The following is a 12,482-nucleotide window of genomic DNA, read 5'->3' on the forward strand; positions in this document are numbered from 1 at the left end:
GGTACTGCAGGGGGGACCCTGTGGGAGAGTAGGACGCCGCCGAACTATTATTAACGGGAAACCCCCGCACCTCTGGTGCGGGGGTTTTCTGCGTTCCAGGCCCCCTAGAGGGCCTTTTCTGCGTTTAGGGTCGAACTATGCGATACGACTTGGTCATCTTCGACAATGACGGCGTCCTCGTGGACAGCGAGCCGCTCTCCAACACCATCCTTGCCGCTTATCTGACCGAGCTCGGGCACCCCACCACGTATGAGGACTCCCTGCGTGACTACATGGGGGCCGCCGTTCATCGCGTACACGATCTTGTTCTTGAGCGCAGTGGGCAGCGGTTGCCCGAGGATTTCGACGTGACCTTCCATGCTCGCGTCTTCGCCGCCTTCGAGCGGGAGCTCGAGCCTGTGGCGGGGGCCGTCGACGTACTGGAGAAGCTGGTGGCCGGCGGGGTGCCCTACTGCCTTGCCTCGTCCGGGAGCCATGAGCGGATTCGGGTGGGGCATCGGCGTACCGGGCTCGATCGGTGGTTCGGTGACGAGCGGATCTTCAGTTCCGAGGATGTGGGGCGCGGGAAGCCGGCGCCGGATCTCTTTCTGTACGCCGCCGAGCGCATGGGAGTGGCGCCCGAGAAGTGTGTGGTGGTCGAGGACAGTCCGCTGGGGGTGCGGGCGGCCGTGGCGGCGGGGATGGATGTGTACGGGTTCACCGCCATGACGCCCGCCGAGCGGCTTGCGGGGGCAACTCAACTCTTCGGGGACATGAAGGAGTTGGCTGAGCTGCTCGTATGACGTGGGCCGGGGGGTTCGGGCTGACATTTGTCATCGCCAGGTCCGGACGATCGTTTCTGTCGGCCGATGGGGGGCTGCGGCGAAGCTGAGTGCGTCGGGAACGAACGGGACGTACCCAGTGACAGTGACGACGGAGGACCGATCGCCATGAGCCAGCTCGCCGCCGCAGCCCCACCCTCACCCCCGGCCCCAGCCACGGACACGGCCCCAGCCACGGACACGGCCACCGCCACTGACACGGCCACCGCGCGACAGTCGCGCTGGGAGTCGCTGAAGCCGCTCGTGCTGGATGCCGTCGTGCCCACGGCCTCGTACTACCTGCTCAGCAAGGGCTTTGGGATGAGTACGCTCGTGGCGCTCGCCTGGAGCAGTGTGGTGCCCGCCGGGCGGACGCTGTGGGGTGTGGTCAGGGAGCGTCGGGTCAATGGGTTCGCGGCGCTCGTCCTGGCCGCCGGCCTCGTCGGGCTGCTGCTCAGTCTCCTCGCCGGAGATCCGCGGCTGATGCTCGCCAAGGACAGTGGCATCACCGCGACGATCGGGATCGCCGTGCTGGTGTCCGTGGCCGCCGGGCGGCCGCTGATGACCGTGGCGCTCAAGCCCTGGGTGACCAAGGGGGACCCGGTGCGTACCGCCGTGTGGGAGCGGCTGGTCGCCGAGCGGGGGGAGTTCGCGCGGAGGGAGCGGCTGTTCTCGGTGATGTGGGGTGCGGCGCTGTTCGGCGAGGCCCTGGTGCGGGTCGTGGGGGCCTACACGCTGCCCGTCGACACCATGGTGTGGCTCGGCGGGGTGATCGCCGGTGTCACCATCACGGCGACGGTGATGGCCAGCGGGCCCCTGGTCGTCGACCCGATGGAGAAGAAGGTGAGCGAGGAGGTCGCCGCGCTCGGGCGGTGACGGTGGGACGCCTCGCCTCGTAGGGGAGGGCGTCTCGCGGGGGAGGCGTGGGGAATTGGGTGAGTGATCTATCTACCCACCGGTAGTCAGGGGTCCTACGCTCTGCAGCCATGACAGTTGAGCTGCGGCGCGGCAGGGCCTCTTTGGCGTTCAGCTTCCTGGTGCAGGGCGTCACCTTCGCGTTGCTGGTGACACGGATCCCCGCCATCCAGGATCGGTACGGGATATCCGACGGCCTGCTGCCGGTCTTCCTCGCCGCCGTGCCGATCCTCGCGGGGGTCGGCAGCGTGGGCACGGAGTGGCTGGTCAAGAGGGTGCCGCCGAGCCGTGTGCTGCGGTGGGCGCAGCCCGTGGTGCTCCTGGCGCTGCTCGGGGTCGGCGCGGGGGACGCCCTGTGGCAAGTGGCCGTGGCGCTGGGGGCGTTCGGGCTCTCGGTGGGGGCGCTCGACGCGTCCATGAACATGCTCGGGGTGAGCCTCCAGCGGGCGTACGGGCGCAGCATCATGCTGGGATTTCACGCCGCGTACAGCCTGGGCGGGATCGCGGGGGCGTCGATGGCGTGGGCGGGGGCGCACTGGGACCTGTCGCTCTTCGTCTCGTATCTGCCGGTGGTCGTGGTGCTGTTGCCGGCGGCGCTGGTGGGGAGCCGGTGGTACGTCGACGCCGATGGCGGTAGTGGCACGAGTGCCGCAGGTCAGGGGCAGGGCGGGCCCGTCGTCTTCAAGCTGCTTCTGCCGCTCTGCCTGGTGATGACCTTCGCGTACATCGGGGATTCGACCGTCTCCAACTGGAGCGCGAAGTATCTGCAGGACGTGCTGGGCAGTTCGGAGGAGGTCTCGACCGTCCCCTACAACGTCTACATGGTCATGACCCTGTTGGGGCGGGGGCTCGGGGACCTGGGCGTGCGGCGGTTCGGGGCCGTGGCGGTGGTGCGGGCCGGGTCGGTGGTGGCCGCTCTCGGGTTCGCCATCGTGGCGGTGGCGCCCGGGGCGTGGACCGGGATTCTGGGCTTCACGGTGCTCGGGCTCGGGCTGTGCGTGATCGTTCCGCAGACCTTCGCAGCGGCGGGGCGGCTCTTTCCCGGGGCATCGGATGCGGCTGTGGCGCGGCTCAACGTCTTCAACTACGTGGGGTTCCTGATCGGTTCGCCGCTGGTGGGGGCGCTCGGGGATGCCTGGAACTACCGCGGGGCGATGCTCGTTCCCATGGTGTTGGTGCTCGTGACCTTGTTGTACGCCCGGTCCTTCGCCCCTGGACCGGACAGATACGGTGACGGGCATGAGCGGCCGCGCACAGCTGATGTGGGACGAGGCAGTAACGGGCTATGACTTCGGTCCTGAGCACCCCATGGACCCGGTCAGGCTCGCGCTGACCAGAAGCCTGGTCGGTGCCTTCGGGCTCGACCGTGAGATGGATGTGGTCGCGGCCAAGCGTGCCGGTGACTCGACGCTGCGGCTCGTGCATCGCGAGGACTATGTGGACGCGGTCAAGGCCGCGTCCGCCGATCCGGCGTCGGCGAACGGCAGCTATGGCCTCGGCACCCCGGACGATCCCGCCTTCGCGGGGATGCACGAGGTGTCGGCGCTGATCGCCGGGCAGTCGGTGGGCGCCGCCGAGGCGGTGTGGCGCGGGGAAGCGCTGCATGCCGTGAACTTCGCGGGCGGGCTGCACCATGCGATGCCGGGGTCCGCCTCGGGGTTCTGTATCTACAACGACGCCTCGCTGGCCATCGCGCGGCTGCTGGAGCTGGGCGCCGAGCGGGTCGCGTACGTGGACGTGGACGTGCACCACGGGGACGGGGTGCAGGCGTCCTTCTGGGACGATCCGCGGGTCCTGACGATCTCGATGCACGAGCATCCGCGGACGCTGTTCCCGCAGACCGGGTGGCCCGAGGAGACGGGTGCGAACTCCGTGGCGGAGGGGTCGGCGGTCAATGTCGCGCTGCCGGCGGGCACGGGGGACGCGGGGTGGGTGCGGGCGTTCCACGCCGTGGTGCCCGAGCTGTTGGCGGAGTTCCGGCCGCAGGTCCTTGTGACGCAGCACGGGGCCGATACGCACTTCGACGATCCGTTGGCGCATCTGGCCGTGTCGCTCGACGCGCAGCGGGCCGTGCAGGTGGCCTGCCACGAGTTGGCGCACACGTACGCCGACGGGCGCTGGGTCGCTCTCGGTGGCGGTGGGTACGCCGTGGTGGACGTGGTGCCTCGGTCCTGGACCCACTTGGTGGGGATCGCCGCGGGGCGGGAGGTCGCGCCTTCCGAGACGATTCCCGAGGCCTGGCGGCAGGAAGTCTTCGCGCGGACCCGGCAGTTGGCGCCCGCCCGGATGACGGACGGGCGGTGGCCCGTCTCCTGGGCGGAGTGGGCCGAGGGGTACGACCCCGCGGATCGGCTCGACCAGGCGGTGCTCGCCGCTCGCCGGGCGGCGTTTCCGCTGCGGGGGTTGTTGGCGTAGGACGCGAAGCTGGGCTCCGCCCCAGGCCGCCCCAGGCCGCGGCGAGCAGCGGCGGGCAGCGACGGGCAGTGGGGGACGCGGGGAGCGTTGAGCGTACGGCTTGTTAGCCCAACTGTGGGGGTTTTTCGGGGTTTTAGGGGTATGGGGAGGGTTCCTGCGGGACGCTCGCTGCGTGTTGAGCACCGGAGCGTTGCGTGCGCATCTGTTGGCTGCCCGGCTGGCCGGGCCCGTGGCGACCACTCGGGAAGAGAGCCTGCGGAGCTATCGGCTCTTCGCGGCCCGGGACCCGCGGATACTGCTGGGGCTCGATCCCGAGTGGAATTGGGGTCCCGGTGACCTCCTGGGGCTGATGGCGGACAAGTGCGGGGTCTCCGCCGACCCGCGGCACACCTCGGGGGTCGATGTCATCGACCCGGAGCGGACGTTGGCCGCGCTCGACGCCTTCGCCGAGAGGCTCGCGGACGCCGCGCGAAGGGAGCTTCCCGTGCTCCTCGGGACGGGCCATCCGCACCGGCTCCTCGGCTTCTACGCCGCGCTGGCGGACGCTTTGTCGGCGGCCGGGTGCACCGTCCTCACCCCCGCGCAGGGCAGCAGTGTCGACATAACGACCCGGTTCGGCCTACGCACGTACAACCTTGACTACGTACAAGGAGTCGCGCTGGTGCGGGAACCCGGCGCGCGTCCCACCGGGAGTGAGACCGGCGCACACAGCCACTCCCCGCTCCCGGTTCGAGCCGCTCTCGCGGCCGCAGCGGAGGCCGAAGGGCCGCTTCCCGAGCTCGTCATCGGGGACCACGGATGGGTCTGCGGGGCAGGTCAGCTGGGGTTTGAGGCGATCGGTCTGGCGGATACGGACGATCCCGCGCTGTTCGTCGGAGAGGCCGAGGGGCAGGTGTCCGTCGTCGTTCCGCTTGATGACGCTGTGCGGTCTGATTACTACCGACCGCTTACTCGCTATGTACTCAATCGAGCGTGTCTGTCACAGTAGGCGGCCGATCGCTACTCCTCTTCCCCACTCGCATCATCCGCCCCTAGTCTGGGGAGTGAGCGCGCAGAGACGAAGAGTCACCGGAAGGGGAAGCCGGTGCCCGTCATGTGCGGAAGGTTCAGGTGGGGTGTCATGGCTGCAGACCAGAGGCCGCTGAACGAGGTTCAGTTCTTGACCGTGGCGGAAGTCGCCTCGGTGATGCGAGTGTCCAAGATGACCGTGTACCGCTTGGTGCACAGCGGTCATCTGCCCGCCATCCGGGTCGGAAGGTCATTCCGAGTACCGGAGCAGGCGGTTCACGAGTACCTCCGCGAGTCCTATGTAGGAGTCGAGGCGGGCTGACCGGAGCCGGTCGATCCCCCTCGATTACGTCCCTCACCCGGGGGCGGGTAGGCTAGGGCCGACGTAGGTCGTGTGGGCCCAGTCAGCTGCCCCGCACCGAGTGATGAGAAGTGAGCGAGGGTAGTCGTGGGCTCTGTTATCAAGAAGCGGCGTAAGCGGATGGCCAAGAAGAAGCACCGCAAGCTGCTGAAGCGCACCCGCGTACAGCGTCGCAACAAGAAGTAAGCGACAGCTGTACAGCGCGCCCCGAAGCCCTCCCGCCATCCGGCGGGGGGGCTTCGGCGTCTTTCCGGGGTCCCCAAGGGGTCTCGGAGGATCTCGGAGGGGTCTCGCAGGGGACCTCCCCAGGGTTTTCCCAGGGGCGTCCGGCGTTTTCCCGGCGTCGTCCGGGGCACTCGCCGGGGCGTCTTCCGGCCGGTTTTCGCGCTTCGCCGGACCGCCTGGGGGCTTGTTTCGAACGTACGTCCTGGGCAGGATGTGCGTCCCGATCCGATGTACGTCCTGGTCTGGGCGTAGAGCCTGGTTCGTGCGCTCGTATGTGGCTGTCGTCACTTCCTGCATCGGGCGGTCATCACAGCGCAACATCGACCCGCTAGCGTGTGCCGGGAGAGACATGATGGGGCGCGGCAGGACTTCGAGGGCTGGGGAAGGCAGGCGCTGATCTTGGGCAAGGTCGTGCTCGTGACCGGGGTGGCCCGACAACTGGGCGGGCGGTTCGTCCGACGCGTCCTGAGGGACCCCGAGGTCGACCGGGTGGTCGCCGTGGACGCGGTCCCGCCCGTGCACCATCTGGGCGGCGCCGACTTCGTCCAGGCCGACATCCGGCAGCCCGCGATCGCCAAGGTGCTCGCCGAGTTCTCCGTCGACACGGTCGTGCACATGGACGTCACGGGCACGGCGCTGGCCGGCGGCAACCGCGGCTCGCTCAAGGAAACCAACGTCATCGGCACCATGCAGCTGCTCGGCGCCTGCCAGAAGTCGCCGACGGTCAAGCGGCTCGTGGTGAAGTCGAGCACCAATGTGTACGGCTCCGCGCCGCGCGACCCCGCGGTCTTCACCGAGACGACGCCGCCGAAGTCGCTGCCCAGCGGCGGCTTCGCCAAGGACACCGTCGAGGTCGAGGGCTACGTACGTGGCTTCGCGCGCCGCCGCCCCGACGTGGCGGTCTGCGTGCTGCGCTTCGCGAACATCCTGGGCCCCGCCGCGGACTCCCCGCTCGCCGAGTACTTCTCGCTGCCGGTCCTGCCGACCGTCTTCGGCTACGACCCGCGGCTGCAGTTCGTGCACGAGGACGACGCGATCGAGGTCCTGCGCCTGGGGGCGCACGACCCGGTGCGCGGGACGCTCAACAGCGGCACGTTCAACATCGCGGGCGACGGCCTGCTGCTGCTCTCGCAGTGCTCGCGGCGCCTGGGGCGCCCGACGCTGCCGGTGTTCATGCCCGCGGTCACCTGGGTCGGCCAGGCGCTGCGCACCCTGGGCATGACGGACTTCTCGCCCGAGCAGATCAGGCTGCTCACCCACGGCCGGGTCGTGGCCACCCGGCAGATGCGCGAGACACTGGGCTTCAGCCCCAAGTACACGACCGCGGAGACCTTCGCGGACTTCGTACGCAGTCGGGGTCCGGGACTTGTGCCGCCGCAGGCCGTCGCGGGGGCCATCGATCGGATCGCCACGCTGCCCTTCGCGGGCAACCAGAGCGCCAACTGAGGAGAGCGTCAACGATGGCGGACGCCAAGGTCATTCCGTTCGACGACGACCGGTCGCGCGCGGGTGCGCAGCGCCCGTCGCGGCGCAGGGGCGCGGGCGCGGCCCGGCGCAAGAACGATCCGGCAGCCGTGCGTGAGGTCACGGCCATGCCGGGCCAGCAGGACGGGGAGCCGCAGGTGGAGAGGGCCGAGCCGGAGCCTTCGCGACAGGGGGCTCCCGGGCCGGAGGCAAGGACCGGGGGCGAATCCGAGCCGCGGGGCGGTGGCGGTGGCCTGGAGCGGCGTATCGCGGGTGGTCTGGCGTTTCTGCGCCGGCGGCTCACGGGTGACTACGAGGTCGACGACTTCGGTTACGACGAGGAGCTCACCGACCAGGTCCTGATGTCCCTGCTGCGGCCGCTGTACGACAAGTACTTCCGCGTCGAGGTGAAAGGCATCGAGAACATCCCGTCGGACGGCGGGGCGCTGATCGTCGCCAACCACTCAGGGACGCTGCCGCTCGACGGCCTGATGATGCAGGTCGCCGTGCACGACAACCACCCCGAGGGTCGCCATCTGCGGCTGCTCGCGGCGGACCTCGTCTTCATGCTGCCGGTGGTCAACGAACTGGCGCGCAAGGCGGGGCACACGCTGGCGTGCGCCGAGGACGCCGAGCGGCTGCTCGAGCGGGGTGAGCTGGTCGGGGTGATGCCGGAGGGCTTCAAGGGCATCGGGAAGCCGTTCAGCGACCGCTACAAGTTGCAGCGGTTCGGCCGGGGCGGGTTCGTCTCCACCGCGTTGCGGGCGGGGACGCCGATCGTGCCCTGCTCGATCGTGGGGGCGGAGGAGATCTACCCGATGATCGGCAACGCGAAGACGCTGGCGCGGGTGCTCGGCTTCCCCTACTTCCCGATCACGCCTACGTTCCCTTGGCTCGGCCCGCTGGGGGCGGTGCCGCTGCCGACGAAGTGGACGATCCAGTTCGGGGAGCCGATTCCCACGGACGGATATCCGCCGGAGGCGGCCGAGGACCCGATGCTGATGTTCAACCTGACGGATCAGGTCCGGGAGCAGATTCAGCACACGCTGTACAAGCTGCTGGTGCAGCGGCGGTCCGTGTTCTTCTGAGTTCTCTCACGACACGCGTTTTCTGTGACACGCGCTTCCTGTGACCTGAGGGAGGGGCGACATGAGGGAGGGGCCAGATCCTCAGGATCTGGCCCCTCCCTCATGTCATGCCGCTACCTCACGTCCTCCTCGTCGATCCCCAGGCCGGGCAGCAGCCCCGGCAGGATCGGAGGCACCGTGACGTCCGGCTTGGCCGACGGGGACTGCTTGTCGGACGAATCGCCGTCCGAGGGGCTGCTCGGGGTCGTGTCGGACTTCGGGGGGTCCAGGAGGCCGCCCGTGTTGCCGCCCAGCAGGCCGTCGTCCTCGTCCTTGTCCGGTGCCGACGGACGGGGCTCGCCCTTGTCGGCGCTCGAGCCGTCCCGCGGGGACGAATCGGGGGCCGAAGGGCTGTCCGGTGCCGACGAGTCGGAGGAGCCGCCCTGGCTCGGCGGGCCGGGGGCGTCGCTCTTGTCCGGGGTGCGGGGGAGGAGGGAGCGGAGGGGGTCCACTTCCTGGTCCATCGCGTCGAAGACCGAGCTCACCTGCTCGCCCACGTCACCGAGCTGGACGGGCAGCCTGCTCTGCAGGTCGCTCCAGCTCCTGCGGTGCGACTCGGTGAAGGCGGACAGGGTCTGGATGTGGCCGATCGAGCCGTCCCTCTCGTACGCCTGGTGCAGAAGGCGGTGGCCTTCCGTGGCGTCGTGCCGCATGCCCGAGAGGGCTCGCCTGACCTCGCCGAGGGATTCGTGGTCGAGGTCGCCGGAGCGGCCCCGCTCCATCAGCCGACGGGCTTCGTTCAGGCGCGTCGACGCGTGGTCGAGATAGACCCCGCCCTTGTCGCTGTCGCCGTCGGCCATGCCGAGCTTGAGGTCCTCCATGCCGCGCTTCAGGCCGTACAGCGAATCGCCGGGCAGCGCGTCGGAGCTGGCCGCGGCCACTCCGCTGAACGCACCGGCGGCGACGCCGACGGTGAGCCCGCCCGCGGCGATGCCCTTCGACAGCCTGGAGCGTGGCTTCAGTTTGCGCAGTCCCGTGGCCCTGTGGGCACCCTTGCGGGACCGCTGTTCGGGCACCGAGGTGCCGATGGTCCCACCGCCCGCGGCCGTGCCCTCAAGGAGCATGGCCTCCATGGCAGCTACGAGCTGGGCCCGCTGGACCACTTTGACCTCGGGATCCAGCTCCGGCTTCGGCAGCTCGCCGAGGCCGGTAGCGAGGGTCAACATCCGGTCCGGGGCCGTCTGTTCGGACGGCACGGATTCGGGTGTGACGGAACCTTCGGTCTGCTCGGCCGCCGGGCCCTGGTCGGATTGCTCCTCCAGGGCCTGGGCGAAGGCGTTCGCCCGCCGGTGTGCCGATACGTTCGCGATCACTGGCGGCACCTCCTCTCGTCATGACGGTCGACTCCCCAGGGGGTCCTGAGGGTTGCAACATCTGAGCACTTCCACACGATCGAGTGATCGAGTGGGGTGTCCCCTGCTCAATATGAGCTCGGGGAAAGTCAGGGAGCAACCACAGGGAGCCTGCATCCCGCACAACGAGCGTCGCGGCACTTGGGTTACGGACGGAGGATGATCGGACCGCTCAATTTCCGTGGCGGCCATCTGGCCGCCACGGAGGGTCAGTTGAACGCTCCGCACGGCTACAGAGGGCTATCGGTGGCGCGCGGCGCTAGCGCGCGTCGTCCGGCAGGAGCCGGGCCAGCGTACGGACCGCGCGGTACTGGAGGGTCTTGATCGCGCCCTCGTTCTTGCCCATCACCCGAGCGGTCTCGGCGACCGAGAGTCCCTGCAGGAAGCGCAGGGTCACGCACTCCTGCTGCTGGGGGTTGAGGCGGCGCACGGCGTCGAGCAGTGCGGCGTTGGAGAGGGACTCCAGGACGGAGTCCTCGGGGCTGCGCTCGACCTCGTTGGCGTCGAGCATTTCGCCGGTGGTCACTTCGAGGCGGAAACGGCTCGATTTGAAGTGGTCGGCGACCAGGTTGCGGGCGATCGTGACAAGCCAGGCGCCGAAGTCGCGGCCCTGCCAGGTGAACGTGCTGATGCGGCGCAGGGCGCGCAGAAAGGTCTCGCTGGTCAGGTCCTCGGCGGTCGCTTTGCCGCCGACGCGGTAGTAGATGTAGCGGTAGACCGTGTCGCTGTACTGGTCGTAGAGACGGCCGAAGGCGTCGGACTCGCCCGCCTGGGCGCGTTCGACGAGGTCCATCATGCGGGCGCTGTCGCTGTCCGCGGCGGGACGGCGGGGGGTGGGGGTTGAGGTGGCGGCAGAGGCGGAACGGGCCCGTCTGCTGACCGCCGCGCCGCTGTCCGCCAGGGCATAGACGGGCCCGGCGGGTGTGGGGACGGCAAATGCGGGGACGGCGGGGCCGGCGTACGCGGTGGGGACGAAGCCGCGCAAGCGGTCGGCGACCGTTGCGCGCAGCGTAGCCAGGCCCGAGGCGTCAACCCCGACGTGTGGGTACACGGGACTCCCAGAGGCAGAGCTTCCATCACGTGCAGTGCGGAACCGTTCACCCGTCGTAGCGACGTGTGGGGTCCGTAATGCGTCTGAGGAGAATAACGCTTCGTACAGGCGGCACTACACCCAGTTGCTCAAATCACCGATTACGTCGCTTCTGTAACCGGTCTATGCCCGTTCAAGTAGCGCACTGTGACCGGTTGTTGATCGAAACAGGTCACATTCCGTCTAAGCGCGGGGCGTGTTGTGGCCGAGTGCTACCAACGTGACTGGCGAGAGCCCGGGCGGGGTAGGACCGAGAGAATGTTCAGTGGCGGCGGCGGTGCAGGGCGATCGCCGCGGCCGTGCCGCCCGCGATGGCTCCGACGCCCGCGGCGGCCGGGATGCCGACCTTGGCGGCCTTGCGGCCGGTGCGGTAGTCCCGCAGGCGCCAGTCCCGTTCGCGTGCGTGCTTGCGCAGTTTGGCGTCGGGATTGATCGCGTACGGATGCCCGACGAGCGAAAGCATCGGGATGTCGTTGTGCGAATCGCTGTACGCGGCGCAGCGGGCCAGCTCCAGGCCCTCCGCGGAGGCCAGTGCGCGGACCGCCTCGGCCTTCGCGGGGCCGTGCAGGGGTTCGCCGACGAGCTTTCCCGTATAGACGCCGTCCATGGACTCGGCGACCGTGCCGAGCGCGCCGGTCAGGCCCAGGCGGCGGGCGATGATCGTCGCCGTCTCCACCGGGGCGGCCGTGACCAGCCACACCTTCTGGCCCGCGTCGAGGTGGGCCTGGGCCAGGGCGCGCGTGCCGGGCCAGATGCGCTCGGCCATGTACTCGTCGTAGATCTCCTCGCCGATGGACATCAGCTCGGCGACCCGGTGGCCCTTGACGATGGACAGGGCGCTGTCGCGGGCGTCCTGCATGTGCTCGGGGTCCTCGACGCCGGCCAGTCTGAACCACGCCTGCTGCCAGGCGAATCGGGCCAGCTCCTGGCGCTCGAAGAACTTCCGCTTGTAGAGGCCGCGGCCGAAGTGGAAGATCGCGGCGCCCTGCATCACGGTGTTGTCGAGGTCGAAGAAGGCGGCGGCCTTGTCGTCGCCGAAGACCGGGAACTCCGGCTCCTCCGGCTCCTCGGGCGCCGTGGCGAGGGCCGCGGCGTCGTCGAGTGCCTCCATCTCCTGGGAGGTCTTGCGCGCTGCCTCAGCCGAGGCCTCGCCTGCCAACACGCTCCGCGCGGTGGCGGAGCGCCTACGGGGGGTGAGCCATCCGAGAGCGGCCATGTCGTGAGCATAGCTAGTTCGTTCGGTCGTTCCGGAGTCGGCAGGATTCGGCGCTGTGAACTCTCCGCGACCGCACCGTTAAACGGACGGGCCGCGCGGCGCGTCGGCGGGGCGAGAATGGTGTCATGAGCCCGATTTTTCGCCGTACGGAGAAGAAGAAGCCCCAGGACCGGACGGTCACCTTGATCGGTAAGCCCGGCTGTCATTTGTGCGATGACGCACAGCTGGTGATCGAGAAGGTCTGCGGCGAGCTGGGAGTCGCATGGGAGAAGAAGGACATCACGCAGGACGAAGAGCTCAACCGGGCCTACTGGGAACAGATTCCGGTGGTCCTGGTGGACGGTGAACAGCACACCTTCTGGCGGGTGAGTGAAGATCGACTGCGCCGCGAGCTCGCTCCGTAATCCTGATCGTCACTGACCGACGAGTCCAAACAGCCCGAATGGTCCCTTAGGATCGTGGGCGGTTTGGTCTCGGGGGCGATGATCGTGAGGAGAGTGTGCGGTTTT

The 12,482-nt window shown here is 69.1% G+C and carries 13 protein-coding genes; 10 read left to right on the forward strand and 3 right to left on the reverse strand.

The window, feature by feature from the left end:
• Nucleotides 1-137 precede the first annotated feature (137 nt).
• The 9 genes from ACIGXX_RS28840 to ACIGXX_RS28880 all read left to right on the forward strand — a co-directional run bounded on the left by ACIGXX_RS28840 (nucleotide 138) and on the right by ACIGXX_RS28880 (nucleotide 8,276).
• The gene (locus ACIGXX_RS28840) at nucleotides 138-782 is read left to right on the forward strand and encodes an HAD family hydrolase (RefSeq protein WP_361470858.1); all 645 of its coding nucleotides are present in this window, start codon (nucleotides 138-140) and stop codon (nucleotides 780-782) included.
• Nucleotides 783-929: 147 nt separating this feature from the next.
• On the forward strand, nucleotides 930-1,676 hold the full coding sequence (locus tag ACIGXX_RS28845; RefSeq protein ID WP_399979962.1) for a VC0807 family protein: 747 nt from the start codon (nucleotides 930-932) through the stop codon (nucleotides 1,674-1,676).
• A 110-nt stretch (nucleotides 1,677-1,786) separates the two neighbouring features.
• A complete protein-coding gene (locus tag ACIGXX_RS28850; protein WP_399979966.1) occupies nucleotides 1,787-3,004 on the forward strand; it encodes an MFS transporter in 1,218 nt (405 codons plus the stop codon).
• On the forward strand, nucleotides 2,955-4,130 hold the full coding sequence (locus ACIGXX_RS28855) for an acetoin utilization protein AcuC (protein WP_399979969.1): 1,176 nt from the start codon (nucleotides 2,955-2,957) through the stop codon (nucleotides 4,128-4,130). Before ACIGXX_RS28850 ends, ACIGXX_RS28855 begins: the two co-directional genes overlap by 50 nt.
• A 172-nt stretch (nucleotides 4,131-4,302) precedes the next feature.
• The gene (locus ACIGXX_RS28860; protein WP_351173342.1) at nucleotides 4,303-5,118 is read left to right on the forward strand and encodes a phosphatase; all 816 of its coding nucleotides are present in this window, start codon (nucleotides 4,303-4,305) and stop codon (nucleotides 5,116-5,118) included.
• A 132-nt stretch (nucleotides 5,119-5,250) separates the two neighbouring features.
• Entirely contained in the window at nucleotides 5,251-5,460 is a 210-nt protein-coding gene (locus tag ACIGXX_RS28865; protein ID WP_157869005.1) for a helix-turn-helix domain-containing protein, read from the forward strand.
• A gap of 126 nt (nucleotides 5,461-5,586) precedes the next feature.
• Nucleotides 5,587-5,685 (forward strand): 30S ribosomal protein bS22, encoded by a 99-nt coding sequence (locus tag ACIGXX_RS28870; RefSeq protein WP_003948845.1) that lies wholly within the window; start codon nucleotides 5,587-5,589, stop codon nucleotides 5,683-5,685.
• Nucleotides 5,686-6,123: 438 nt separating this feature from the next.
• Entirely contained in the window at nucleotides 6,124-7,170 is a 1,047-nt protein-coding gene (locus tag ACIGXX_RS28875; protein WP_351173346.1) for an NAD-dependent epimerase/dehydratase family protein, read from the forward strand.
• Between the two features lie 14 nt (nucleotides 7,171-7,184).
• Nucleotides 7,185-8,276, forward strand: a complete 1,092-nt coding sequence (locus ACIGXX_RS28880) for a lysophospholipid acyltransferase family protein (RefSeq protein WP_399979974.1) — start codon at nucleotides 7,185-7,187, stop codon at nucleotides 8,274-8,276.
• A 113-nt stretch (nucleotides 8,277-8,389) separates the two neighbouring features.
• Here the strand turns inward: ACIGXX_RS28880 and ACIGXX_RS28885 are convergent, their stop codons facing one another.
• The 3 genes from ACIGXX_RS28885 to ACIGXX_RS28895 all read right to left on the reverse strand — a co-directional run bounded on the left by ACIGXX_RS28885 (nucleotide 8,390) and on the right by ACIGXX_RS28895 (nucleotide 11,973).
• A complete protein-coding gene (locus tag ACIGXX_RS28885) occupies nucleotides 8,390-9,628 on the reverse strand; it encodes a DUF5667 domain-containing protein (protein ID WP_366462544.1) in 1,239 nt (412 codons plus the stop codon).
• 298 nt (nucleotides 9,629-9,926) lie between these two features.
• Complete coding sequence (locus tag ACIGXX_RS28890) at nucleotides 9,927-10,718, reverse strand: ECF subfamily RNA polymerase sigma factor, BldN family (RefSeq protein WP_351173355.1); 792 nt, start codon at nucleotides 10,716-10,718, stop codon at nucleotides 9,927-9,929.
• Nucleotides 10,719-11,019: 301 nt separating this feature from the next.
• On the reverse strand, nucleotides 11,020-11,973 hold the full coding sequence (locus ACIGXX_RS28895; protein WP_351173358.1) for an HAD-IB family hydrolase: 954 nt from the start codon (nucleotides 11,971-11,973) through the stop codon (nucleotides 11,020-11,022).
• A gap of 125 nt (nucleotides 11,974-12,098) precedes the next feature.
• On the opposite strand from ACIGXX_RS28895, the gene ACIGXX_RS28900 reads away from it, so the two are divergent.
• On the forward strand, nucleotides 12,099-12,377 hold the full coding sequence (locus ACIGXX_RS28900; RefSeq protein ID WP_351173361.1) for a glutaredoxin family protein: 279 nt from the start codon (nucleotides 12,099-12,101) through the stop codon (nucleotides 12,375-12,377).
• Nucleotides 12,378-12,482: the final 105 nt, after the last annotated feature.

It is taken from the genome of Streptomyces sp. NPDC055243 (assembly GCF_044544025.1).
Lineage (GTDB): Bacteria > Actinomycetota > Actinomycetes > Streptomycetales > Streptomycetaceae > Streptomyces.